Origin of the sequence: Streptomyces sp. NA02950 (assembly GCF_013364155.1) — a bacterium.
Classification (GTDB): Bacteria; Actinomycetota; Actinomycetes; order Streptomycetales; family Streptomycetaceae; genus Streptomyces.
Genome location: NZ_CP054916.1, coordinates 2,662,501 through 2,687,927, shown reverse-complemented (window position 1 = coordinate 2,687,927; position 25,427 = coordinate 2,662,501). Strand labels below are relative to the sequence as shown.

20 protein-coding genes are annotated in these 25,427 nt (G+C 69.6%); 17 read left to right on the top strand and 3 right to left on the bottom strand.

Annotated elements, in window-relative coordinates:
- Position 1: 1 nt before the first annotated feature.
- The 6 genes from mycP (HUT19_RS11200) (at position 2) to HUT19_RS11175 (ending at position 5,744) form a co-directional block, all read left to right on the top strand.
- Positions 2-1,282, top strand: coding sequence for a type VII secretion-associated serine protease mycosin (mycP, locus tag HUT19_RS11200; RefSeq protein ID WP_176180325.1), 1,281 nt, complete (start codon positions 2-4; stop codon positions 1,280-1,282).
- Positions 1,283-1,453: 171 nt separating this feature from the next.
- On the top strand, positions 1,454-1,930 hold the full coding sequence (locus tag HUT19_RS11195; protein WP_176180324.1) for a hypothetical protein: 477 nt from the start codon (positions 1,454-1,456) through the stop codon (positions 1,928-1,930).
- A gap of 15 nt (positions 1,931-1,945) precedes the next feature.
- Positions 1,946-3,556, top strand: a complete 1,611-nt coding sequence (locus HUT19_RS11190) for a hypothetical protein (protein ID WP_176180323.1) — start codon at positions 1,946-1,948, stop codon at positions 3,554-3,556.
- Between the two features lie 182 nt (positions 3,557-3,738).
- Entirely contained in the window at positions 3,739-4,857 is a 1,119-nt protein-coding gene (gene mycP / locus HUT19_RS11185; RefSeq protein WP_368661687.1) for a type VII secretion-associated serine protease mycosin, read from the top strand.
- A 115-nt stretch (positions 4,858-4,972) separates the two neighbouring features.
- Positions 4,973-5,350 (top strand): WXG100 family type VII secretion target, encoded by a 378-nt coding sequence (locus HUT19_RS11180; RefSeq protein WP_176180321.1) that lies wholly within the window; start codon positions 4,973-4,975, stop codon positions 5,348-5,350.
- Positions 5,351-5,447: 97 nt separating this feature from the next.
- Entirely contained in the window at positions 5,448-5,744 is a 297-nt protein-coding gene (locus HUT19_RS11175; protein ID WP_254885532.1) for a WXG100 family type VII secretion target, read from the top strand.
- Between the two features lie 148 nt (positions 5,745-5,892).
- Here the strand turns inward: HUT19_RS11175 and eccCa are convergent, their stop codons facing one another.
- Positions 5,893-9,849 carry a type VII secretion protein EccCa gene (eccCa, locus tag HUT19_RS11170; protein ID WP_176180319.1) on the bottom strand — a complete coding sequence of 1,319 codons (3,957 nt, stop codon included), beginning with the start codon at positions 9,847-9,849 and terminating at the stop codon, positions 5,893-5,895.
- A gap of 173 nt (positions 9,850-10,022) precedes the next feature.
- On the opposite strand from eccCa, the gene eccD reads away from it, so the two are divergent.
- The 8 genes from eccD (at position 10,023) to HUT19_RS11130 (ending at position 20,540) form a co-directional block, all read left to right on the top strand.
- A complete protein-coding gene (gene eccD / locus HUT19_RS11165) occupies positions 10,023-11,489 on the top strand; it encodes a type VII secretion integral membrane protein EccD (protein ID WP_176180318.1) in 1,467 nt (488 codons plus the stop codon).
- A gap of 595 nt (positions 11,490-12,084) precedes the next feature.
- A complete protein-coding gene (locus HUT19_RS42940; protein WP_368661686.1) occupies positions 12,085-14,256 on the top strand; it encodes a protein kinase in 2,172 nt (723 codons plus the stop codon).
- The gene (locus tag HUT19_RS42935) at positions 14,180-14,623 is read left to right on the top strand and encodes a PQQ-binding-like beta-propeller repeat protein (RefSeq protein ID WP_368661685.1); all 444 of its coding nucleotides are present in this window, start codon (positions 14,180-14,182) and stop codon (positions 14,621-14,623) included. Before HUT19_RS42940 ends, HUT19_RS42935 begins: the two co-directional genes overlap by 77 nt.
- A 374-nt stretch (positions 14,624-14,997) precedes the next feature.
- A complete protein-coding gene (gene rpsO, locus HUT19_RS11150) occupies positions 14,998-15,285 on the top strand; it encodes a 30S ribosomal protein S15 (protein WP_030414166.1) in 288 nt (95 codons plus the stop codon).
- Between the two features lie 389 nt (positions 15,286-15,674).
- Positions 15,675-17,918, top strand: coding sequence for a polyribonucleotide nucleotidyltransferase (locus tag HUT19_RS11145; protein WP_176180317.1), 2,244 nt, complete (start codon positions 15,675-15,677; stop codon positions 17,916-17,918).
- A complete protein-coding gene (locus tag HUT19_RS11140; protein ID WP_176180316.1) occupies positions 17,915-19,294 on the top strand; it encodes a pitrilysin family protein in 1,380 nt (459 codons plus the stop codon). Before HUT19_RS11145 ends, HUT19_RS11140 begins: the two co-directional genes overlap by 4 nt.
- Positions 19,295-19,322: 28 nt before the next feature.
- The gene (dapB, locus tag HUT19_RS11135) at positions 19,323-20,075 is read left to right on the top strand and encodes a 4-hydroxy-tetrahydrodipicolinate reductase (protein ID WP_176180315.1); all 753 of its coding nucleotides are present in this window, start codon (positions 19,323-19,325) and stop codon (positions 20,073-20,075) included.
- A 9-nt stretch (positions 20,076-20,084) separates the two neighbouring features.
- A complete protein-coding gene (locus HUT19_RS11130) occupies positions 20,085-20,540 on the top strand; it encodes a tetratricopeptide repeat protein (RefSeq protein ID WP_176180314.1) in 456 nt (151 codons plus the stop codon).
- Between the two features lie 17 nt (positions 20,541-20,557).
- Here HUT19_RS11130 and HUT19_RS11125 read toward each other — a convergent pair whose 3' ends face one another.
- Positions 20,558-21,112, bottom strand: a complete 555-nt coding sequence (locus HUT19_RS11125; RefSeq protein ID WP_176180313.1) for a hypothetical protein — start codon at positions 21,110-21,112, stop codon at positions 20,558-20,560.
- Between the two features lie 62 nt (positions 21,113-21,174).
- On the bottom strand, positions 21,175-21,417 hold the full coding sequence (locus tag HUT19_RS11120) for a hypothetical protein (protein ID WP_176180312.1): 243 nt from the start codon (positions 21,415-21,417) through the stop codon (positions 21,175-21,177).
- 198 nt (positions 21,418-21,615) lie between these two features.
- On the opposite strand from HUT19_RS11120, the gene thyX reads away from it, so the two are divergent.
- From thyX to HUT19_RS11105, 3 genes are all read left to right on the top strand, one after another.
- On the top strand, positions 21,616-22,356 hold the full coding sequence (gene thyX, locus HUT19_RS11115; RefSeq protein ID WP_176180311.1) for an FAD-dependent thymidylate synthase: 741 nt from the start codon (positions 21,616-21,618) through the stop codon (positions 22,354-22,356).
- A gap of 196 nt (positions 22,357-22,552) precedes the next feature.
- Positions 22,553-23,452, top strand: coding sequence for a 4-hydroxy-tetrahydrodipicolinate synthase (gene dapA, locus HUT19_RS11110; RefSeq protein WP_176180310.1), 900 nt, complete (start codon positions 22,553-22,555; stop codon positions 23,450-23,452).
- Positions 23,453-23,578: 126 nt separating this feature from the next.
- Positions 23,579-25,264, top strand: coding sequence for a ribonuclease J (locus HUT19_RS11105; protein ID WP_176180309.1), 1,686 nt, complete (start codon positions 23,579-23,581; stop codon positions 25,262-25,264).
- The last annotated feature ends 163 nt before the right edge of the window (positions 25,265-25,427 follow it).

The following is a 25,427-nucleotide window of genomic DNA, read 5'->3' as shown; positions in this document are numbered from 1 at the left end:
CATGAGGAATCCCCAGCGCAAGCGGCGCGTCACCCGACCCCTGGCCCTGTCGGCCGCGGCCTCCCTCACGGCCCTGTCCGCCGCGAGCGGCCCCCTGGCGCCGTCCCCGGCCGCGGTCGTGTCCCTGGCCGGCAACGGCCAGTGCACCTATCCCGCCAAGCCCATCAAGGGCACCCCCTGGTCGCTCCAGCGGGTCATGCTCGACCAGCTGTGGCAGGACACCAGGGGCGCGGAGAAGAACGGCCGTCCGGTGAAGGTCGCGGTCATCGACACGGGCGTGGACAACACCAACGAGCAGCTGAAGGACGCCGTCGACACCAAACTCGGCGGGGAAGTCCTTGACACGCGCAAGAAGAAGAAAGACCGGATGGAGAAGGGGAAGAAGGGCAACGGCACCGACGACCCGGTCGGCCACGGCACCAAGGTCGCGGGCATCATCGCCGCCCGTCCCCACCCCGACACCGGATTCGTCGGCATCGCGCCCAAGGCGAGAATCATCCCGATTCGCCAGAACGACGAAAAGGGATCCGGCACGACCGACACCATGGCCACCGCCATCGACAGAGCGGTCAAGTCGGGCGCCCGGGTCATCAATATCTCCCAGGACACCGCCAAACCGCTCCGGGCCAACAACAATCTGCAACGTGCCGTCCGGGATGCCCTGAACGCGAATGTCGTCGTGGTCGCCTCCGCCGGAAACGACGGCGTCGACGGAAAGCTGCGGGAGACCTATCCCGCGGCCTACGACGGAGTCCTCGCGGTGGGTGCCTCCGACCGCAACAACGAGCGGGCGGCCTTCTCCCAGTCCGGCGACTTCGTCGACGTGGCGGCGCCCGGCGTCGAAATGGTCTCCACCGTCCCCAAGGGCGGCCAATGCGTCGACAACGGCACCAGCTTCTCCGCCCCCTACGTCGCGGGCGTCGCGGCCCTCATCCGGGCGAAACATCCCGACTGGAAGCAGAACGAGGTCGTCGCCCAGATCGAGCAGACCGCCGAGCGTGCCATCAACGGCCGTGACGCGCGAGTGGGTTGGGGAGTCGTCGACCCGGTCCGCGCCCTTACTGAGGACGACGAGGCCATCGACCACGTCACCCTCGACAAGGACGCCGCCGCCGACGTCGACTCCCCGGACCCCGCTCCCCTGACGGTCGGCGAGACCCCCCAGGAGCGCAAGGAACGCCTCGCCACGTACGTCCTCGGCGGTGCTGTTGTCCTCGTCGCCGTCACCGCGGGCCTGGCGACCGTGCTCAACGAGCAGCGGCGCCGCCGGGCCGCGAAATAGGTATGCGTACTCAGATCGGAGTGTGGTGTGCTCGGTAACGTGCGCCGGGACCGGTGTCTGTTACGGGACTGTCGAGTGAACTGCGCTACTTGGGAGTTGGGGTGTCCACGTCGAGTGGCTAGAGTGGCGTAGGACATCGTCGGTGTCATACGGGGTACGGGGAGGTACAGCGTGAGTCGTCCGGTTGATCCGGGGTCTGCGCCTGACACACCTTTCGGTAAGAGGCTGGTCAAGAAGGCGGAGAAGCTCGTCAAGCTCCAGGAGCGGGTCGAGAGGATACTGACCGATCTCGAGAAGACCCCAGCCTCGAAGAAGCAGATTTCGGAACAGTCCATCACCCGGGACGCGTACGGCTCGGGCAAGGAGTTCACTTCGGCCGACGACCTGGCCAACTTGTACGAGAAGGTCCACGCCGACCTGGACACACTCTGGAAGACCTTCAACGACCAGATCGAGGCGTTCGGCCTCATGGCGCTCGTCGTCGACAAGAGCTTCAACGGGCTGGACGCCGAGCAGGCCCGTCGAATGCAAGAGATCGCGGAACGGACGAGGGAGCACTACCGCGACCCCGAGGCCGTCAAGAAGGGCGATCACGGCGACGACGGTGGGAAGCACGGCAGTGAACAAGTCGACGGCGACCCGACGTGAGGGGGGAAGCGTTAGATGCCGGGCAAGTTCGAAGGCGTCAGCCACGCAGAGCTGTACAACATGATCGCCACCGCGAAGCCGTCCAAGCTGACGGAGGTGGGGACGGCGCTGGGCGACACTTACATTCCCCTCCACGAGCTCGCCGACGAGCTGGACGCCCACCTCAAGTACGCGGATGTCGATTGGGAAGGCGAAGCCGCGCAGGCCTACCGGGAGTGGGGTCAGAAGCTGGTCAAGCAGACCCGCCTGATGGCCGAGTACACCCTGCTCGTCGGAACCAACATGGGTGTGGCGGGCCAGGGCCTGTACGACGCCCAGGCCCATGTCACTCCGCCGAAGCACGCGGACACCAAGGGCCTGAGCGCCGAGGAGAAGGCGGCGGCCCACGACGACCATCAAGAAGCCCTCAAGGCGATGGACCGGCTGGACAATTACTACGAGACGGCCCATACGGACATCTCGGGGCTCGACAAGCCGAACTTTCCGCTGCTGCCGGAGCAAGCTGGTGGTGGGGTCGGTGCTGGGCAAAGCCCTTCCGGTGGCGAAAACAGCTATGCCGCCGCTGCGGGTGGAGGTGGGGGGACCGTTCCCTCGAAGTCCTTCGCCAGTGCTCCCCACTCGTCTGACGGTGGGGGCGTCACGCCGATCAGCCACCCGGGTGTCGGTAGTGATGGACAGGTCGGCTCCGGCGTCGGGGCGGCGACCGCACCTCCGGTGACGGGCACGAACATCGACTCCACGACGACCGCGCCGCCCGTGGATCCCATCGAACGACCGAGCTTGCCCACGACACCGCCCGTGGGACCCGAGCAGCGCACCACCGGCGCGGGCCCCTTCCTCCCCGTGCCCGGTCCCGTCGTGCCGGGGACTGGTCGCGGGCTTCCGCCGGGGACCACCCGCATGCCGAACGTTCCTCCGGCTCTGCGTGGAGGGCCCAAGCCTTCCCCCCTTCGGGGGCCGTTCGGAACGCCCCCGGGACCGACGGGCCGACCGCTGACCCCGCCGCGTATCGGACCCCAGGACGGCATCACCAGTCTCTCCCGTCCGCCGCGGGGTCCGGTTTCCCGGCTTCCGAAGACTCCTGTCGTCGGTGAAGAGCGCCCCCTCATGGGACGAAACCCTATGGGTGGGGGATACCATCCGCACCACACGGGCCCGACTACCCCCGGCCCCAACGGTGCCGGTCGCCGCCTTGCCTCTGAGCGCGGTGGCATGGTCGACCGCCCGAACGGGAAGGGGCCGACGAACGGTCAGCGCTTGCCGCGGACCACGGTTGTGGGCGAAGAGCGCGGAATGCCGGTGCGTGGCCCCGTCGGGACGGGTTCTCACCCGGCCACGGGGGGTCCGCACGGCCCCGGTGGCACGGGGGCCCGGCGCGTCTCTTCGGAGCCGGGAGGGGTCACCGGAAGCCCGCGCGCATCAGGCAAGGGGCGGTCCGAGTTCACTCCCGGAGGAACGGGCCTGGTGCGCAACGCCCAGACCCCGGGAACCGTTCCGTCTCGCGCCGGAGCGGCCCGCCCTGGTGACCGGCAGGACCAGAACGGAAGCAGGCCCGACTACCTTCAGGAAGATGAAGAGACCTGGACCGGAGGGCGGCGCGACACCGTCCCGCCGGTGATTGACTGACGCGTCCGCCACTGGTGCAAGGCCGAGGAGAACACTCACTTATGCCATTTCGGAACTACGGAGCGCGTCAGCGTTCCTTGTCGGCTCTTGCGCTGCTGGGAGCCGGTCTTGTGGCGATGAGCGGCCTTGCACCGGTGGCAGTCGCGGAGGACATCAGGTCTCAGCAGTGGTACCTGGAGGCCATGCAGGCCGAGCAGATGTGGAAGGTGAGCAAAGGGAAAGGCATTACCGTTGCCGTCATTGACACGGGGGTCAACGCCTCCCTCCCTGAATTGCGTGGTCAGCTGCTTAAAGGGTCAGATGCGTCCCGCCGGGGAACGGATCCGCATCAGGACCCGGATGGGCATGGGTCGAACATGGCAGGACTCATCGCTGGAACGGGGGCTGGAGGCGGCATACAGGGGCTTGCTCCTCAAGCGAAGATCCTTCCTGTAAAGGCGTCGCTGATCGACACGCGAACTGAATCCGTGGGGTCAGTGATTGGTAGGGCGATTCGGTATGCTGTCGATCATGGGGCGCGGGTTCTCAATATTTCCCTGGCTTCCTCGGGAGAGCCCGAGTTCTTCGCCAAGACCCAGGCTGCTGTGAACTATGCGCTCAAGAAGGGGAGCTTGGTCTTTGCGGGTGCAGGGAACGACGGCAGCAAAGACAACTTGAGGCTCTATCCCGCTTCGCTTTCAGGTGTCGTGGGCGTGGGCGCCATCGACAAGAACGGTAAGGCCACCAAGTTCTCGAGTGCCAATGACAGTGTGTCGTTGGTAGCAGTCGGGGAAGACATCGCCGAGCACTGCAATAAGTCCAAAGGCATCTGCAAGGGGCAAGGCACCAGCCAAGCCACCGCCCTCACCTCCGCCTCCGCCGCCCTCATCTGGGCCAAGCACCCCAAGTGGACCAACAACCAGGTCCTCCGGGTCATGATGCAGACCGCAGCCAAGCCCAAGACCGGCGAGATTCCCAGCAGTTACGTCGGATACGGCTCCGTTCGTCCCCGTAAGGTCCTTCTCGACGGCGAGGGAGACCCTGGCCCCGCCAGTACCAATCCGTTGCTCGCTCGCGAGGGCGCGACGAAACCAAATCCCTCCCCTTCTGCGTCTAAGTCTCCGGACGCTGGATCACAGACACAGTCCTCCGGTTCGGACGCGGGCAAGCAGGGAGTCCAGCAGCCCGATAAGGAGACCAAGGCGAGCGATGGCGGCAACGGTGGCAACACCACGCTGTGGATCGCTTTGGGAGCCGGTGTCGCCGTTGTGGTCGGGGGTGCGGTCGCCTTTGCCGTCATCAGGCGCCGTGATGCCCTATGACGGTGTGGGCGAAAGGCGAGGGGTTGCCAGTTGGCCTACGGTAGGTAGGAATTCAGTGGTGAGTTGAATCAGAACCCCATCCAACTCACCAACACTTCATGGGGGAAGGCGGAATATGTCGGGCACTCAGCGGATTAGTGACGCAGCATTCAAGCAGTTCGAGACCGACCTCGGTCTTGTCAGCCAAGGCCTCTCCACAAACCTGCGTACCCTGATCAACGCCGTCGCCACAGTCGAGTCGGCGTGGACGGGTCAGGCTGGCATGAAATTCAACGAGAAGCAGACCGCTCTGAACGCGGACCACGAGGCATTGCGCCAGTTGATCGTCCAGATTCACGAGGCGGTGGAGCTCACCCACCGGTCCAGTGGCGCGAACGACAGTGAGATCGCCTCCACGCTGGGCAAAATCGACGTCAATGGCGCCGACGCGGGTGGCGGCCTCGGTTCCGGTAAAGACGGTCTCGAGCCGGGCAGCAAGGTCGACAAGTACTGATCCGCCCGGGCGCGACACGGGCGCTCGGCGTGGACACAAGGCTTTGAGCATGATCAAGACTTCACCAGAAATGGGGGCATAAATGTCCGGCGACCCTATGGACATCAAGGTCACATACTCTTCACTCCAGGACACCGCCGGTGACCTTGATCGAGGCGCTGCGGCGGTGCGCCAGCAGATCGAGGACATCCTGGCTGCGGTCAAGAAGGTGACCGCCGGCTGGGAGGGCGAGGCTCACCAGATGATGCTGGCGGCCGAGAAGCAGTTCCACGCTCGGGCCAACCACATCGAGACCACGCTCAAGGATGTCGCGGCCAAGGTCCGTCATGGCAGCATGGACTACCACAGCACGGACAGGAGGAACGCGAACCTCTTCAAGGACATCACGTTCTGAGAGATGCCGCCATCCACGAAATGGGGTGGACGACCGGTCACGGTCGTCCACCCCATTCGTCTTTTGCCTGCGGCGGGCTGCTGGGTTCCATTCCTCCCTTGCCTCCCTGGCCAGGGAGGCAAGGGAGGAATCCCCATGACCAGGCGGCCTATTGGTCGGGCAGCCACCCGAGCTGCGTCAGCGGAATTCCGCGCTTGCGCGAGACGAAGTACCCACGGCCCGGCGGCATCGGCCGGGGTCGGACTCCGCCCAGGAGATCGCCTTCGCTCGGATCACCCGACAGCACCATCCCCTGGGCGCCGAGTTCCTTCACCCGCTGCATGAACGACTCGAACATCGAGCGCGAGGAACCGGCGGAATTGCGGGCGATGATGAACCGCATGCCCACATCCCGCGCGAACGGGAGATTCTCCGTCAGCACGGCCAGCGGATTGCCGCTGCTGGTGGAGACCAGCTCGTAGTCGTCGATGATCACGAAGAACTGCGGTCCGCTCCACCAGCTGCGGTCACGCAGCTGCTGCGGGGTGATGTCCGGCTTCGGCGCGCGCCGCTCCATCAGCCCGTTCAGCGCGTTGGCGTGGAGCTCCAGGGCCGAGGCGATGGGCGCGTACTCCAGCAGGTGCGAGTCCGGGATGGCCCCGAGGAGCGAGCGGCGGTAGTCGCCGACCACGATCTTGGCCTCGTCCGAGCTGTACCGCTCGGTGATCTGCTTCACGATCAGGCGCAGCAGCGCGGTCTTGCCCGATTCGCTCTCACCGAAGACGAGGAAGAACGGGTCGGTCTCGAAGTCGACGAAAACCGGCTCGAGATTGGTCTCGTCGATACCGATCGCGATGCCGTGCTGTGGCTGCTCGAACCCCTTGGGGAGTTCGTCCGCGCGCAGCCTGCGTGGCAGCAGCCGCACCCGGGGGGCCTTCGGACCGGACCAGGCGGCGTTCGCCGCGCGCACCAGCTCGGCGGTAGCGTCCGTCATCGTCTCGGGGTCGCTGCCGCCGTCGATCCGCGGCTGGGCACCCATGAAGTGGAGCTTCTCCGGGAGCTGTCCGCGGCCGGGGACGCCCACGGGCACGTTCGCGGCGACCTTGCGGTCGAACTCGGAGTCCATCGTGTCACCGAGGCGCATCTCGAGCCGGTTGAGCAGCTGGTCCTTCAGGGACGCGCGGACCTCCATGTTGCGGGAGGCGGTGACGATGACGTGGACGCCGTAGCCCAGACCGCGTCCGGCGATATCGGTGACCACGCCGTCCAGGATGTCGTACTCGGAACGGAAGTTGGCCCAGCCGTCGACGATCAGGAAGACATCGCCCCAGCCCTGGTCCGCATGGAGCCCGTTGGCCCGCTGGCGGCGGTAGGTGCCGATGGAGTCGATGTTGTTGGCGCGGAAGTACTCCTCGCGGCGGGCCAGGATGCCGGCGACCTCCGCGATCGTCCGCCGCACCTTCTCCGGGTCAAGGCGTGAGGCCACCCCGCCCACATGCGGTAGATCGGCGACGGCGCTCATACCGCCACCACCGAAGTCGAGCCCGTAGAACTGGACCTCGGCCGGGGTGTGGGTGAGCGCGAAGGACGCGATCAGGGTCCGCATCAGGGCGGACTTACCGGACTGCGGACCGCCGACCACGAGCATATGGCCCGCGGCGCCGGAGAAGTCGCGGTAGAGGATGTCACGCCGCTGCTCGAACGGCTTGTCGATGAGGCCGAGCGGAACGACCAGACCGCCGGGCCGGGCGTAGTCCGCCGACTGGAGCCCGCGCTCCGCCGAGGGCGACAGCGACGGCAGCAGTTCGTCCAGGGAGGGGGCCTTGTCCAGCGGCGGCAGCCAGACCTGGTGGGCGGGCTGCCCCTGGCCCTCCAGACGGCCCACGATGACATCGAGGACCGTCTCGGCCAGCGCGTCGTCCTCGTCCGTCCGGGCCGCCGAGGCCGGCAGGGCCGCCGGGTCCGGGGCGGCGTAGCTCACCGGCACCGGGGCGGCGGTGAAGAGCACCGGCTTGCGCTCGATGGGCAGCGTCGTACCCTCGACCTGCGGGGCGCCGGTGCGGTACGGCCCGGAGACATACGCCGCCTTGAAGCGCGTCATCTCGTCCGTGCCGAACTTCAGATAGCCCGAACCGGGGATGGACGGCAGGTGGTACGCGTCCGGGACGCCCAGGACGGTACGGGACTCCGCCGCGGAGAACGTCCGCAGACCGATCCGGTACGACAGATAGGTCTCCAGGCCGCGCAGCCGCCCCTCCTCGAGCCGCTGCGAGGCCAGCAGCAGATGCACGGCCAGCGAACGGCCGATCCGGCCGATCTGGATGAACATGTCGATGAAGTCCGGCTTGGCCGTCAGCAGTTCGCTGAACTCGTCGATCACCAGGACGAGCGAGGCCACCGGCTCCAGCGGGGCACCGGCCGCCCTCGCCTTCTCGTAGTCGTGCACATTGGCGTAGTTGCCCGCCGCGCGCAGCAGTTCCTGGCGGCGCTGGAGCTCACCGGTGATCGAGTCGCGCATACGGTCGACCAGCGTCAGGTCGTCGGCCAGGTTGGTGATGACCGCGGCCACATGCGGCAGTTCGGACATCCCGGCGAAGGTGGCGCCACCCTTGAAGTCCGCCAGGACGAAGTTCAGGGTCTCCGAAGAGTGGGTGACCGCCAGACCCAGCACCAGGGTCCGCATCAGCTCGGACTTGCCCGAACCCGTCGCACCGACGCACAGACCGTGCGGGCCCATGCCCTCCTGGGCCGCTTCCTTCAGGTCCAGCATGACCGGCGAACCGTCCTCGGCGATGCCGATCGGCACCCGCAGCCGCTCGGCCAGCGACCGCGGCCGCCAGGTCCGCGACACATCGACCGAACCGGCGTCGCCCAGGCCCAGCAGATCGGTGAAGTCGAGGTTGGCGAGCAGCGGTTCGTCGTCGTCGCCGACCCCCATGCGCAGCGGGGCGAGCTGCCGCGCCAGTGCCTCGGCGGCCTCGCGGGACAGGGTGTCCGGGACCCCCTCGTACTCCGCGACCTGTGAGAGCAGTTGCAGTTTGCCCGGCTGGACCACGATCGACAGACCGCCGCGCGGCTCCTCCAGCTCGCCCGGCACCACCTCGATGACGGTCACGCCCTGAAGGCCCTCGGCCGCCGCGAACGCCGAGTCCGGCGGCACGATGCCGCCGTCGAGGACGACCACCACATGCGGATGGTCCAGAGCGGGCGGGGTGTCCCGGCTGAACCGGGTACGGCCCTCGATGCGCGGCTTGAGCAGCTCCTCCAGCTCGGCCAGGGAATCGCCGAACAGCCGCCGGGAGCCCGCTCCGTCGACCGCGCCCGCGATCTGCACATGGGGCAGCCACTTGGTCCACTCCCACTGCTCCGCCGATCCGCGCGCGGCGACCACCGCGATGACCAGGTCCTCCGGCGAGTGGAGCGTGGCCAGCTGGGCGACCAGCGCCCGGGCCGCCCCGTGCACATGCTCCGGCACCCCGGAGACGGTGAGGTGGTAGAAGGCGCGCATCGACACCGCCATCGGCATGCCGTCCAGCGAGCCCTGGGTCGCCAGGAACTGCTGCATCGCGCCCGCCGTCAGCGGTTCGAGGTCCTCGATGGTGGCCGTGTCGGGGGCGATCAGGGGGGTGGCGAGCTGCTGTGCGCCCAGCCCGATCCGCACCTGGCCGAAGTCGTCGTCGCTCAGCCGCCGTTCCCACACCCGGCTGCCCTCGGCCACCACCGACCACAGCTGGTCGGGGGAGGGGTGCAGGTAGTACTGCGCGCTGCGCTGCAACCGGGCCGTCTTCCGCACGGTCCGGCGCGTCTGCGCCAGGTATTTGAGGTAATCGCGCCGGGTGTCGGCCATCTGGCCCTGTGAACCCCGCCGGTACCGCATGATCATCGCCACGGTCATGCCGAGCGTGGAGAACATCATCATCACGCCCATGATCTTCATCATCGGCGCGGCCCCGGGCATGAAGAAGTAGACCATCGACGAGCCCATACCGAGGGTCGGCAACAGCTGCATCAGGATGCCTTCTTGTTGCCCGCGGGGCAGTTCCGGGGGCGGTTCGAGACGGAGTTCCTCGGTCGGCACCTCGGGCGGCAGAGCCCGTGGCTGGCGCTTGACGACGACCTGGCTCACCGGATCCCTCATCCCTCCACACGGCAGGGACAGTTCTCGTCCGGCACCCCCGTGGCGACGGCCTCCCTCCGCGAGAGGCGATCCTATCGACGTATCAGCATGATGACCCGGGTAGGGTGGCCGCCGCGCGCATCATCGAGCGAGGCAGAAGACCGAACGAGGGGGCCCCGAAAGTGAGTACGTCCGCTACGACCGGTTTCTGCAGAGTCACTGTTGTCGCGCCCGACAGCCGCATCGACGTCGCGCTCCCCGAGGACGTCCCCGTCGCCGACGTCTACCCCGAGATCCTCCGGCTGACCGGCCAGACCCAGCCCGCGGGCGCGCCCACCGGGTACCACCTGGTGCGGCGCAACGGCACGGTGCTCGAGGGTTCGCGGTCGCTCGTGGCCCAACAGGTGCTGGACGGCGAGCTGCTGTCCCTGCGGCCGTTCGCCGAGTCCCTGCCGCCCGCCGTCTACGACGATGTCTCCGACGCCATCGCGTCCGCCGTCACCCGTGACCGCACCCTGTGGCGGGACGGTTTCCTGCGCGCGGCCGGCCTGTGCGGCGGTTCCTTCCTCCTGGTCCTCATGGGCTTCGTGTTCTGGTTCGCCGACCCGCTCCGGCACGACATGCACGGGCTGCCGGGCATCATCGCGGGCTCGGTGGGCCTTTTGCTGACCGCTCTCGCGGGCGTGCGGGCGCGGGTGTACGACGACCGCGCCTCCGCCGTGGCGCTCGGTCTCGGCGCCCTTCCGCATCTGATGATCGCGGGCTCCGGCATCCTGGCCCTGGACAAGGGCGAGGGCGTCGGCCGTCTTCAGTTCCTGCTCGGCTGTGCCACCGTGCTCATCGCCTCCGTCGCCCTGGTGGCCGCCATGCCGCGCGGTGACGCCCCGTTCGTCGCGGCCGTCTTCGCCTCCAGCGTCGGCACCCTGGCCACCTTCTGCGCCATCCTGACCGAGACCGGTCCCACCGAGACCGCCGCCGTCTGCTCCGTCGTGGCGATCGGCGCCATCGCCTTCCTGCCCGGTCTGTCGGCGCGCGTCGCCCGTCTGCCCATCGGCTACGCCCCGCCCCACGCGGCGGCCGACGAGGCCCTGGACCCCACCACCCCGCCCGCCGCCGAGCCGCTGGACGCCGAGCGGGTGGCCACCCAGGCCCGTCGGGGCCACGAGATGCTGCTCGGCCTCGTCGGCGGCTGCTCCGCCGTCGTCGTGGGCTCCTCGGCCGTCCTCGGATTCTCCGACAGCATGTGGGGCCAGCTGCTGGCGCTCGCCGGGGCGCTGGCGATGCTGCTGCGCGCCCGGCTCTTCCGCTACACCGCGCAGGTCGCCTCGGTCCTGGGCGCGGGTCTGGTCTCCCTCGGTCTGCTGGTGCTCGGGCTGTCCCTGAACCCGCCCGCCGACGCGGTCCTCAAGCTGCTCACCGAGAACGACCGCGGTCCGCTCGACGTACGGACGATCTGGCTGGCCGCGGCGGTGACGGCGGGAGTCGCCCTGCTCGTCGCCATCGCCCTGATCGTCCCGAGGGTGGGTGTCTCCCCCTTCTGGGGCCGTCTGTCGGATCTGGCCGAGAGCGCCTTCCTGCTCTCCCTGGTGCCGCTGTGCCTCGCGGTGCTGGACGTGTACTCCTCTGCGCGGAGCATGACCAGTGGCTGACGCGGGACTCGGCCTGCCCGGGCGAGGCAGGGAGCCCCTGTGGAACCGCTGACCACGGACGATCCGCGGCGACTCGGCCCCTACCACCTCATTGCGAGGCTGACCCAAGCGACGGGCGAGGTCACCGTGACGGCCCGGCAGTTCGTCGCGCGCAGCGCGGGCGGCGTCAGGACGGTCGTGCTCACCACACCGCTGTCGGAGTCCGCGGGCGATCCGGCCTGTCGCGGCCGCTTCCTGGCGGAGGCGGAAAAGGCCCGTCAGCTGGCCGGCAGCCGACCGTCCGGCTGGCTCGCTCCGGTCGTGGAACTCGCGGGCGACCCCGCCGAGCCACCGTGGAGTGCCTCCCCTTACCTGCCCATGCTGCCGCTGCCCGCCGCACTGGAGGCACATGGCGGTCCGTTGCCGGCCGCCACCGTGCGCGCACTGGGTGCTGCCCTGGCCGAGACGCTGGCCGGGATCCATGCCGCGGGCACACCCCACGCGGGAATCGCGCCGGACACGGTGTTCGTGGCGGGGGACGGGCCGCGTCTTGCCGGATTCGGCGCCGTGCGAGCAGCGGGGGCCGGATGGCGAGACTCGGGCGGACCTGCCGGGGGTGGCCCTCGCCGTATTGCCGCCGGAGCAGCGTGCGGGCGGGCGGCCGCGCCCCCTGGGCGATGTCTTCCCGCTGGGCGCTGTCCTGGCGTACGCCGTGACAGGGCGGCTGGGGCCCGACGTCGGCACGCTGCCGGGAGAACTGCGGGGCACTCTTGGCACCTGTCTCGCTCCTGACCCGGCGGACCGGCCGACGGCTCAGGCACTGCTGGAGGAACTGGCCCGCCGTGGGCGTCTCCCGCCGCCGGTGAACACACCGCCTCTGCCTTCGGGGCCGGATACGGCGGACATCGGCGTACCCGCGGCGGCGGCCGCGGGCGGCATGCCTCCCTCGGGCTGGAGCGCCACCGTACGGGACAGCGGCGGGGTAAGCCCGGCCGCGGCACTGCTGGGGCCGGGCTGGCTGCCGGGGCGGGTGATCGCCGCGCTGTCGGAACAGTCCTCGGCGGTGCTGGACGCGGAGGTCGAAAGCGCGCCGGAGCCCTCGCCGGAACCGGCCGACGGGCGCGCGTCGCGTCGGGACGACGAGGAGCTGTCACCGTCCATCGGGCCGTCGCGGCGCGGACTTCTCGTCGGCGCCGTCGGCGGCACCGCGGGGGTCGCGGTGGGCGCAGGTGTCACCTGGACCGCGACGGCGCCCGACGACCCACCTCCCCCGACCCCTGCCGAGCGCCTCGCCGCCGCCCACCGCTCCCACCGCCGTCTCGAAGGAGCGCCGCCCCAGCCTCGTTGGCGGCACGACGTCACGGGAGCGGCCCCCGCCTACGCACCCCTCATCTGGCGGGACCAGGCCGTCGACCGGTACGGCCCACTGGACGAGCCGACCCTGCGAGCCGTGGGAGCCGTGCTGGTGCGCACGCTCATGGACGTCCACGGCGCCGGGCTCGTGCATCGCGACCTCAAGCCGTCCAACATCGTGCTGACGTCCCGTGGCCCCCGGATCATCGACTTCGGTATCGCCCGGCCCGAGCACGGGCTGACGCTGACCACCACCGGACAGTCGCTCGCCACCCCGGGGTACGCCGCGCCCGAGCAGGTCCTCGGCCGGCGGACGGGCCCCGCGGGAGACGTGTTCTCGCTGGGCGTGGTCCTCGCCTACGCCGCGGGAGGGCGGCCGGTCTACGCGGGCGGGCATGTGGCGGCGGTGCAGTACCAGGTGGTGCACGGTGAGCCGGATCTGGACGCGGTACCGCAAGCGATACGAGCTTGGGTGCGGCCCTGCCTCGACAAGGAGCCCGGACGGCGGCCGGCCCTCGACGCCGTCGCCCGGGGACTGACGCCGCCCCGTGGAGCGGACCGGGCGTGGCGCACCGGGCCGCTGGCCGAGGACATCGCGCGCCGTGAGGCGGACGCGAGACGCCTGGCCACCCTGCCGGGCGACGAGGTGTCAGGCCCCTCTCGGCGACGGCTGATCGGCGGGCTGGCGGCGGGCGGAGCGGTGCTCGTGGCCGGGGGCGGAGCCGGTGCGTGGTGGCTGCTGAGGGATGACGACTCCCACGCGGAGACACGGCCCTGGGCGGCGAAGCCGCTCGCGCACTACGAGGAGGGGAACGCGCCGACGCCGCTGTGGGGCCCGATGGACACGGGCGTCTCGGACCCCGGCGACGAGATCACCCCGCTCCCCGTACACGACCTCGTCGTCGTCGCGGCCACGGGGCGACGGCTGCGTGCCTACGGCGTTCGCGACGGTGCCCAGCGCTGGACCTCCACCGTGGCCGGGCTGACCGGACGGCCGCTCGTCCTCTCCGACGACACCGTGCTCATCGCCGAGAGCCGGGGCGCGGTGCGTGCGCTGGGTGCCGCGGACGGGAAAGAGCGCTGGGCCGCGAGCCGAGCGGACGCGGCGACCCCGCTGGCGGTGGACGACACAGCCGTCTACCTGGCCACACGCACCGGACGGCTGCGGGCCGTCTCGCTGTCGTCGCGCTCCACGTTGTGGACGGGCCCCCTCGCCGGTGAAGCTGAGCGGCGCACGCGCGGCGGGGGTCGCGGCCAGGGGGCGCCTGCTGGTCCACGGCTCCGACGGCCGGGCCGTCGCCCTCGACACCCGGAGCGGGAAGACGGCATGGGGTCCCAGGAAACACGGATCCACCGCCGTGGCCCCGCTTGTCGATGGCGACACCGTCTACCTGGGAGGGAAGGCCCTCACCGCGCTCACGCTCGCGACCGGTGAACGGAAGTGGGCGCACCCCGGTACGGGCGATCTCGGCTGGGGCGCTCCGGCGCTGCGCGACCACATCGTGTACGCCGTGGACGGCACCGATCTGCATGCCCGCCGTGCGGACACCGGGGCCGCGGAGTGGACGGTGACCGTCGGCGCCGAGGCGCATCCGCTCGGTCCCCCGGTGGCCGAGGGCCGCAGTGTGTGGGCGGTCGTGGACTCCACCGGTCGCAGGGGAGTCGTCGCGGCCGACTCCCGTGAGGGGAGGATCGCCTGGCCGTACAGTCAGGGCAGTGATGGAGCCTGGAGGCTGGCGGGAGTCGACAACCGGGTGTTCCTCCTCCAGGCCGGGCAGCTCACCGCCATGCCGGTCCTCTGAGCGGCCTCGCTGAAGTCCGGTGCCGTTCGGGTGCGCCCCGAAGGGGCGCGGGGAACTGCGCGACCGGCCACGACGCGTCCGCAGACGCACGAGCGCACCTCGTGGCACGTCCCACGGAGCGCTCAGCCGTCCCCGGAGGGGACCGCCACCCGGCCGGGGTCCGCACCAGCACAGGTGTCCGGGCCGGACCCGCGCGGGCCCGGACCGGGGACGCTGGTACGCTGTGTGACGGCCGTTTGTGTACGCGCCCCCGGAACCTCCCCGAGGATCTGGGGACAGCGCCCAGCGGACCTCGCCTCCCGAGTCACGGAAGCTCCCCTGAGACACCGACCAGGGGCACTCGGCGGCTGAAAGACAAACTCAAGGAGTACCGCGTGTCGCTCGACGCCGCTACGAAGAAGCAGATCATGGCCGAGTTCGCCACCAAGGAGGGCGACACCGGTTCCCCCGAGGTCCAGGTCGCGCTGCTTTCGCGCCGCATCTCCGACCTGACCGAGCACCTCAAGACCCACAAGCACGACCACCACTCCCGCCGTGGTCTGCTGCTGCTGGTCGGCCAGCGCCGCCGTCTGCTGCAGTACCTGGCGAAGAAGGACATCACGCGCTTCCGTGCGCTGGTGGAGCGCCTCGGTATCCGCCGCGGCGCGGCGGGCGCCAAGTAAGACGCCGTGGAGGGAGCGGTTCCCGGGACTGGGGGCCGCTCCCTTTGCCGTACGTGTTGCCGTACGTGCCGCCCATGGCGGCCCGATACCCCCGGTGCGCGGCGTATTTTGTCCGCTACGCACCGTGCGCGCCAGACAGCACAGCCATCGTGATGATGGCCGATGCTTTGTAGTCTGGTCCCAACAACGCCATAACGAACGAGGAGGAGCGCCTCATTTCCGCCGCACCGGCGCCACAGGAGCCGGTCCTCGGTAGTGGCTCCCGGAACTGGCAATTCCGGTGGCTTCGATCGAAGACCGGCCCGGCCGCCGGACAACAGGCTCGGGGCGCTGCTCCACCACCGTCCACCGTCACACGGACGAGGGACGCAGAAGAGGAGAATTCCCTGGTGGAGAACGAGACCCACTACGCCGAAGCCGTCATCGACAACGGTTCCTTCGGCACCCGCACCATCCGTTTCGAGACGGGCCGCCTGGCCCGTCAGGCCGCCGGCTCCGCCGTGGCCTACCTGGACGACGACACCATGGTGCTGTCGGCCACCACCGCATCGAAGAACCCCAAGGACCAGCTCGACTTCTTCCCGCTGACGGTCGATGTCGAGGAGCGGATGTACGCCGCGGGGCGCATCCCCGGCTCGTTCTTCCGCCGTGAGGGCCGCCCGTCCGAGGACGCGATCCTCACCTGTCGCCTGATCGACCGCCCGCTGCGCCCGTCCTTCAAGAAGGGCCTGCGCAACGAGATCCAGGTCGTCGAGACGATCATGGCGCTCAACCCCGACCACCTCTACGACGTGGTCGCGATCAACGCCGCCTCCTGCTCCACCCAGCTCGCCGGCCTTCCCTTCTCGGGCCCGATCGGTGGCACCCGCGTCGCCCTGATCAAGGGTCAGTGGGTCGCCTTCCCGACCCACAGCGAGCTCGAGGACGCCGTCTTCGACATGGTCGTCGCCGGCCGCGTCCTGGAGGACGGCGATGTCGCGATCATGATGGTCGAGGCCGAGGCCACCCAGAAGACCATCCAGCTGGTCAAGGACGGCGCCGAGGCGCCGACCGAGGAGATCGTCGCGGCCGGCCTCGAGGCCGCCAAGCCCTTCATCAAGGTCCTGTGCAAGGCACAGTCGGACCTCGCCGCCAAGGCCGCCAAGCCCACCGGCGAGTTCCCGATCTTCCTCGACTTCCAGGACGACGTCCTGGAGGCCCTCACCACCGCCGTCCGCGACGAGCTGGCCCAGGCGCTGACCATCGCGGGCAAGCAGGAGCGCGAGGCCGAGCTGGACCGCGTCAAGGGTCTGGCCGCCGAGAAGCTGCTGCCGCAGTTCGAGGGACGCGAGAAGGAGATCTCCGCCGCGTACCGCTCGCTGACCAAGTCCCTGGTGCGCGAGCGCGTCATCAAGGAGAAGAAGCGCATCGACGGCCGTGGCGTCACGGACATCCGTACGCTCGCCGCCGAGGTCGAGGCGATCCCGCGGGTGCACGGCTCGGCGCTGTTCGAGCGGGGCGAGACCCAGATCCTGGGCGTCACCACGCTGAACATGCTCCGCATGGAGCAGCAGCTCGACACGCTCTCGCCCGAGACGCGCCGTCGCTACATGCACAACTACAACTTCCCGCCGTACTCCACCGGTGAGACCGGCCGCGTCGGCTCCCCCAAGCGCCGCGAGATCGGCCACGGCGCGCTGGCCGAGCGGGCGCTGCTGCCGGTGCTGCCGACGCGCGAGGAGTTCCCGTACGCCATCCGCCAGGTCTCCGAGGCGCTCGGCTCCAACGGCTCGACCTCCATGGGTTCGGTCTGTGCCTCCACCATGTCGCTGCTGAACGCCGGTGTGCCGCTGAAGGCCCCGGTCGCGGGCATCGCCATGGGCCTGATCTCCCAGGAGATCGACGGCGAGACCCACTACGTCACCCTCACCGACATCCTCGGTGCGGAGGACGCGTTCGGTGACATGGACTTCAAGGTCGCCGGTACCAAGCAGTTCGTCACCGCGCTCCAGCTCGACACCAAGCTGGACGGCATCCCGGCCTCGGTCCTGGCCGCGGCCCTCAAGCAGGCCCGCGACGCCCGGCTGCACATCCTCGATGTGATGATGGAGGCCATCGACACGCCGGACGAGATGTCCCCCAACGCCCCGCGGATCATCACCGTGAAGATCCCGGTGGACAAGATCGGTGAGGTCATCGGCCCCAAGGGCAAGATGATCAACCAGATCCAGGAGGACACCGGAGCCGAGATCACCATCGAGGACGACGGCACCATCTACATCGGTGCCGCCGACGGCCCGGCCGCCGAGGCCGCCCGCGCGACCATCAACGGCATCGCCAACCCGACGATGCCCGAGGTCGGCGAGCGCTACCTGGGCACGGTCGTGAAGACCACCACCTTCGGTGCCTTCGTCTCCCTGCTCCCGGGCAAGGACGGCCTGCTGCACATCTCGCAGATCCGCAAGCTGGCCGGCGGCAAGCGCGTGGAGAACGTCGAGGACGTGCTCGCGGTCGGTTCCAAGGTCCAGGTCGAGATCGCCGAGATCGACCAGCGGGGCAAGCTCTCGCTGCACCCGGTCATCGAGGGCGAGGACGACAAGGACGAGGCGGTGGACGCCGGGTCCGACAGCGGCTCCGGCGCGGGCGCCAAGTGACGTCCCACGCTCACGGTACGACGGCCCGCCCCTCTTCGGAGGGGCGGGCCGTCGCCCGTACCCAAACGCTTCTCGAAGGCGAGAACGGCATCGGGACGGTCCGCAGGACGACCCTCCCCGGGGGCCTGCGCATCGTCACCGAGACCCTCCCGTCCGTCCGCTCGGCCACCTTCGGCATCTGGGCGCACGTCGGCTCGCGCGACGAGACCCCCACCCTCAACGGCGCCACCCACTACCTGGAACATCTGCTCTTCAAGGGCACCCGGCGGCGCAGCGCCCTGGACATCTCCTCCGCCATCGACGCGGTCGGCGGCGAGATGAACGCCTTCACCGCCAAGGAGTACACCTGCTACTACGCGCGGGTGCTCGACACCGATCTGCCGCTGGCCATCGACGTCGTCTGCGACATGCTGACCGGCTCGGTGATCGACGCGGTGGACGTGGACGCCGAGCGCGGAGTGGTCCTCGAAGAGATCGCGATGACCGAGGACGACCCGGGCGACTGTGTGCACGACCTGTTCGCGCACACCATGCTCGGTGACACCCCCCTCGGCCGCCCGGTCCTGGGCACCGTCGACACCGTCAACGGCCTTGGCCGCGACCAGATCGCCCGCTTCTACAAGAAGCACTACGACCCGACCCATCTGGTCGTCGCCGCCGCGGGCAACGTGGACCACGCCACGGTCGTCCGCCAGGTGCGCCGGGCCTTCGAGAAGGCCGGCGCCCTCTCCCGGACCGACGGGGTCCCGGTTCCCCCGCGCGGCGGCGCCCGCACGATCCGCACCGCGGGCCGGGTGGAGCTGCTGAACCGCAAGACCGAGCAGGCCCACATCGTCCTCGGCATGCCCGGCATCCCGCGCACCGACGACCGGCGCTGGGCGCTCGGCGTGCTCAACGCGGCGCTCGGCGGCGGTATGAGCTCCCGGCTCTTCCAGGAGGTCCGGGAGAAGCGCGGACTCGCCTACAGCGTCTACTCCTACACCTCGGGCTTCGCCGACTGCGGTCTGTTCGGTGTCTACGCGGGCTGCCGCCCCAGCCAGGTGCACGACGTGCTGAAGATCTGCCGCGACGAGCTGGACCACGTCGCCCAGCACGGCCTCACCGACGACGAGCTGCGGCGCGCGGTCGGCCAGCTCTCCGGCTCCACGGTGCTGGGTCTGGAGGACACCGGTGCGCTGATGAACCGCATCGGCAAGAGCGAGCTGTGCTGGGGCGAGCAGATGTCGGTGGACGACATGCTCGCGCGGATGGCCGCCGTCACCCCCGACGAGGTGCGCGAAGTGGCGCGCGATGTACTGGGACGGCGTCCTTCGCTGTCCGTCATCGGCCCGCTGAAGGACAAGCAGGCGGCCCGCCTCGACGACGCCGTCGCCTAGCCGCACCGGAACCGAAGGAAGAGAAACGATGAGCAAGCTGCGCGTGGCCGTCCTCGGTGCCAAGGGACGGATCGGCTCCGAGGCCGTACGGGCCGTCGAGGCCGCCGAGGACATGGAGCTGGTCGCCGCGCTCGGCCGCGGGGACTCGATCCAGACCCTGGTCGACGCGGGCGCCGAGGTCGCGGTGGAGCTGACCGAGCCCGGCTCGGTCATGGACAACCTCGAGTTCTGCGTCCGGCACGGCATCCACGGCGTCGTCGGCACCACCGGCTGGACCGACGAACGCCTCGCGCGGCTGCGCGGCTGGCTCGACGCCTCGCCCCGCACCGGGGTGCTCATCGCGCCGAACTTCTCCATCGGCGCGGTGCTCACCATGCGGTTCGCCCGCCAGGCCGCCCGGTTCTTCGAGTCGGTCGAGGTCATCGAGCTGCACCACCCCAACAAGGTGGACGCCCCCTCCGGCACCGCCGCTCGCACCGCCCAGCTGATCGCCGAGGCGCGCCGGGAGGCGGGCTGCGCGCCCGCGCCGGACGCCACGGCCACCGGTCTCGACGGGGCGCGGGGCGCCGACGTGGACGGCGTCCCGGTGCACTCGGTGCGGCTGCGCGGACTCCTCGCCCATCAGGAGGTCCTGCTCGGCGGCGAGGGCGAGACGCTCACCGTCCGCCATGACTCCACCCACCACAGCAGCTTCATGCCGGGCATCCTGCTCGGCGCGCGGCGCGTGGTGACCACCCCCGGCCTGACGTTCGGCCTGGAACACTTCCTCGATCTGGACTGAGGGCCACCGGTGCGCGCAAAGATCACGTATTTCGTTCTCGCGGCCGTCCTGGTCGTGTATTTCGTCCTGGTCGGCAGCCGCGGGGTGCTGCTGATCCGGGAGGGCACCCCGGTCACCATCGCCTTCGGTCTGGCCGTGCTGGTGCTGCCGTTCATCGGCGGCTGGTTCCTGTGGCAGACCACGCAGTTCGCGCGGAACGCCAACCGGCTGGCGCGCGAGCTGGAGGCCGAGGGCGGCCTTCCGGTGGACGAACTGGAGCGCACCCCCGGCGGGCGGATCGACCGGGACTCCGCGGACGCGGTGTTCGCCAAGCGGCGGGCCGAGACCGAGGAGTCCCCGGACGACTGGCGCTCCTGGTTCCGGCTCGCGGTGGCCTACCACGACGCCCGGGACATCGCACGCGCCCGCAAGGCGATGCAGCGTGCCATCGCGCTGCACGACGGCAGGCCGGTGCGGGCCCGCTGACATCAGGCCCGTCCGGATCAGCGGCGGTAGGCGGCCGCCCAGCCCTCGAGGGCGTCGGCGGCCATGTCGAACCCCTCCGGGCGGGCCAGGAAGTCGGCGCTGTGGCTGGAGATCAGGACGCGTGTCTCCCCACCCCCCGCCGGTTCGGCGATCACGGCCTGGCCCTGCACGGTGCGCGGCAGGCCCAGCCACCGGACCGGCTGCTGGGCGGTACGTATCGCCGCGATGTGCGGCCAGGCCACCGTGGTGGACGCGAAGACGCCGACCTGACGCAGCCCGTGGGCGCTGACCTGCACACCGGAGTGCACCACCCGTACGGCGAACATGATCACCAGGGCGGCCACGGCGACACAGAATCCGGCGGCGGGCAGCGATCCCGCCATCGCGATGATCATCGCGGAGAACAGAACGTACGAGGCGAGCAGGAGCAGCAGCGCGGCTCCGCCGACCCTCCAGGGGCCCGGACGGTACGGACGGCGCCACCGGTCCAGGTCCTCGTACGCGGGATCGTCCGGTGCGCCGCCCGTTTCCTCGTCCAGGGCGTGGTCGGCAGTCAGGAAGGGCAGGGGCACGGAAGTCCTCACTCACACACACGTCCGGAAGGGCCTGTGCTGGGTGAGGCTATCTCAGCGGCTCAACGGCCGTCCGACGCCTCCGACTGCTGGGTCCGACTGGTGGGATGGGACTGGCTGTCCAGAGCGGGCATGCCGAACATCAGCGAGCCGATGAAACCGGCGACGATCGTCAGTCCGATCAGGGTGCGGCCGGCTATCTGGGACGGCGTCGCCCGGGGGCGGGCGGGTGGGGTGACATTGCTGCGGAAACGGTCGGCTTCGGCGACGAAGGCGAACGGCACGGGCTCTCGCCGGCGGGACATGTGCGGGCTCTCCTTGGAACCTCGAGCGCGGGTACTTCTGTCCGATAAGACGCGTGAACGACGTCCGGGGTGCCCGGTTTCGACAACATCACTCAAGATTTTTCCGCCCGGTCCGCACCGGTCCGCGCGCACGGGACTGTCGGCGGTGGCCCGTAGGCTTGGCACGCCCCGAGCGACGCAATACGGAAGGACCCGTCGGTGACCGAGACCCCCACCGAGACCGAGAAGCCCCAGTACCGCAGCGACGTGACCGTCGAGCTGGTCAAGCACAGCGCAGCCGACTCCGACGTCCTGTGGGCCGCGCGGGTGTCCACCGCGGGTGAGCAGTCCCTCGAGGAGCTGACCAAGGAGCCGGAGCGGTCCAAGGGGCTGATCAACTTCCTGATGCGGGACCGTCACGGCAGCCCCTTCGAGCACAACTCGATGACGTTCTTCATCAGCGCCCCGATCTTCGTCTTCCGCGAGTTCATGCGGCACCGCGTGGGCTGGTCGTACAACGAGGAGTCCGGCCGCTACCGGGAGCTCCAGCCGGTGTTCTACGTCCCGGGGGAGGCCCGCAAGCTGGTACAGCAGGGCCGCCCGGGGAAGTACGAGTTCGTCGAGGGCACCCAGGCGCAGCACGAGCTGACCGGCCGGGTGATGGAGGACGCGTACCGCCACGCGTACGAGGCGTACCAGGAGATGCTGGCCGCCGGTGTCGCCCGGGAGGTGGCCCGCTCGGTGCTCCCGGTCGGCCTGTTCTCCTCGATGTACGCCACCTGCAACGCCCGCTCGCTGATGCACTTCCTGGGGCTGCGCACCCAGCACGAGCAGGCCGCCGTGCCGACCTTCCCGCAGCGCGAGATCGAGATGGTCGGGGAGCGGATGGAGGAGCACTGGGCCCGGCTGATGCCGCTGACCCACGCGGCCTTCAACGCCAACGGCCGGGTGGCCCCCTAGTCGCCCGGCACCGGGCAGTCGCCCGTCACCGGAGCGAAGTGTCCGTATTGCGGCGTTTCGAGAAGTTCATCTAGGCTGAACAAACGGGCCCGGCACTGCTTGAACCCCCGAGCAGGCAGTGCCGGGTCCCATCTCTTCGCTCCGTCCACCGCCCCGAGGGAGGACCGCGGGGCGCGCTACGAGTAGCGTGGGGCCCATGGCACCGACTTCCACATCGCAGACCCCTTTCGGGCGGGTGCTGACCGCCATGGTCACGCCATTCACTTCGGACGGCGCGCTCGACCTCGACGGCGCCCAGCGCCTCGCCGTCCATCTGGTGGACGCCGGCAATGACGGCCTGATCGTCAACGGCACCACCGGCGAGTCCCCCACCACCAGCGATGTGGAGAAAGCCCAGCTCGTACGAGCCGTGGTGGAGGCGGTCGGCGACCGCGCCCATGTCGTGGCCGGTGCCAGCACCAACGACACCGCGCACAGCGTCGAGCTCGCCCGCGCGGCCGAGCAGGCGGGGGCCCACGGACTGCTGGCGGTCACGCCGTACTACAGCAAGCCTCCGCAGGAGGGCCTCCTCCGCCACTTCACCGCCATCGCCGACGCCACCGGCCTGCCGGTCATGCTCTATGACATTCCCGGCCGCAGCGGCGTCCCGATCGGCACCGAGACCATGGTCCGGCTCGCCGAGCACCCGCGCATCGTCGCCAACAAGGACGCCAAGGGCGACCTCGGCCGCGCCAGCTGGGCCATCGCCCGCTCGCGCCTGGCCTGGTACTCCGGCGACGACATGCTGAACCTCCCGCTGCTGTCGGTCGGCGCGGTCGGCTTCGTCTCCGTCGTCGGCCACCTCGTCAGTCCCGAGCTGCGCGCGATGCTCGAAGCCCATCTCGCGGGCGACGTCGCGAAGGCAACCGAGATCCACCAGCAGCTGCTCCCGGTCTTCACCGGGATGTTCCGCACCCAGGGCGTCATCACGACGAAGGCCGCGCTGGCACTCCTGGGGCTGCCCGCGGGGCCGCTGCGGCTGCCGCTCGTCGACCTCACCCCCGAGGAAACGGAACAGCTCACGCGCGATCTTGCCGCCGGCGGGGTACAGCTTTAGTCAAAGATGCGACAGTCGCACCTTCATACTTCACAACTGCATACAGACACATCAGCAAGTGCACGAATGTCACGCGCGCCATGTGCCCCCGGGGGGGCACGTGGCGTGTGTGGTGAGGAGAGTCTTTTGAGTCATCCGCATCCTGAGCTCGGCCCGCCGCCGAAGCTACCCGAGGGCGGTCTGCGGGTCACCCCGCTCGGCGGCCTCGGCGAGATCGGCCGCAATATGACGGTCTTCGAGTACGGCGGCCGGCTGCTGATCGTCGACTGCGGAGTGCTCTTCCCCGAGGAGGAGCAGCCCGGAGTCGACCTGATCCTGCCGGACTTCACCTCCATCCGGGACCGCCTCGACGACATCGACGGCATCGTGCTCACCCACGGCCACGAGGACCACATCGGCGGTGTCCCCTTCCTGCTCCGCGAGAAGCCGGACATCCCGCTGATCGGCTCCAAGCTGACCCTCGCCCTGATCGAGGCCAAGCTCCAGGAGCACCGGATCCGTCCGTACACCCTCGAGGTCGAGGAGGGGCACCACGAGCGCATCGGCCCCTTCGAGTGCGAGTTCATCGCCGTCAACCACTCCATCCCGGACGCCCTCGCGGTCGCCATCCGCACCCCGGCCGGTCTGGCCGTGCACACCGGCGACTTCAAGATGGACCAGCTTCCGCTGGACGGCCGGCTGACCGACCTGCCCGCCTTCGCCAAGCTGGGAGAGGAAGGCATCGACCTGCTGCTGGTGGACTCCACCAACTCCGAGGTCCCCGGATTCGTCCCGCCCGAGCGCGATATCTCGAACGTGCTGCGCCAGGTGTTCGCCAACGCCCAGAAGCGCATCATCGTCGCCAGCTTCGCCAGCCATGTGCACCGCATCCAGCAGATCCTCGACGCGGCCCATGAGTACGGACGCCGGGTCGCCTTCGTCGGCCGCTCGATGGTCCGCAACATGGGCATCGCGCGCGACCTCGGCTATCTGCGGGTCCCGGCGGGTCTTGTCGTCGATGTGAAGGCCCTCGACGACCTTCCGGACGACGAGGTGGTGCTCGTCTGCACGGGTTCCCAGGGCGAGCCGATGGCCGCGCTGTCCCGGATGGCCAACCGCGATCACCAGATCCGGATCGTCCAGGGCGACACGGTGATCCTCGCGTCGTCGCTCATCCCGGGCAACGAGAACGCGGTCTACCGGGTCATCAACGGTCTGACCCGCTGGGGCGCCAACGTCGTCCACAAGGGCAACGCCAAGGTCCATGTCTCCGGCCATGCCTCGGCCGGGGAACTGCTGTACTTCTACAACATCTGCAAGCCCCGGAACCTGATGCCGGTGCACGGCGAGTGGCGCCATCTGCGGGCCAACGCCGAACTGGGCGCACTGACCGGCGTCCCGAAGAACCGCTGTGTCATCGCTGAGGACGGTGTGGTGGTCGACCTCGTCGACGGCATCGCCAAGATCACCGGCAAGGTCCAGGCCGGGTACGTCTATGTGGACGGTCTCTCGGTCGGCGATGTCACCGAGACCTCGCTGAAGGACCGCCGCATCCTCGGCGAGGAGGGCATCATCTCGGTCTTCGTGGTCGTCGACAGCACGACCGGCAAGATCGTGGGCGGTCCGCATATCCAGGCGCGGGGCTCCGGCATCGAGGACGCCAAGTTCTCGGCCGTCATCCCGAAGATCGAAGACTCCCTGGCCAAGAGCGCCTCCGACGGCGTCGCGGACATCCACCAGCTCCAGCAGCTCATCCGCCGCGCGGTGGGCAAGTGGGTCTCCGACAGCTACCGCCGTCGCCCCATGATCCTCCCCGTCGTGGTCGAGGTCTGACACACCCTCAGCGCCCGCAGGGCGCTGAACAGCGGGCGGGGCTCCTCGATTTGCATCGAGGAGCCCCGCTCCAGTACGTTTACGGCTCCGCCAGCGGGGGAACCCGGAGCGCCCAAGGCCCTCCGGAGGAGCCCGAGGCGGGGGTGGAAAATCGGCTCAGAGA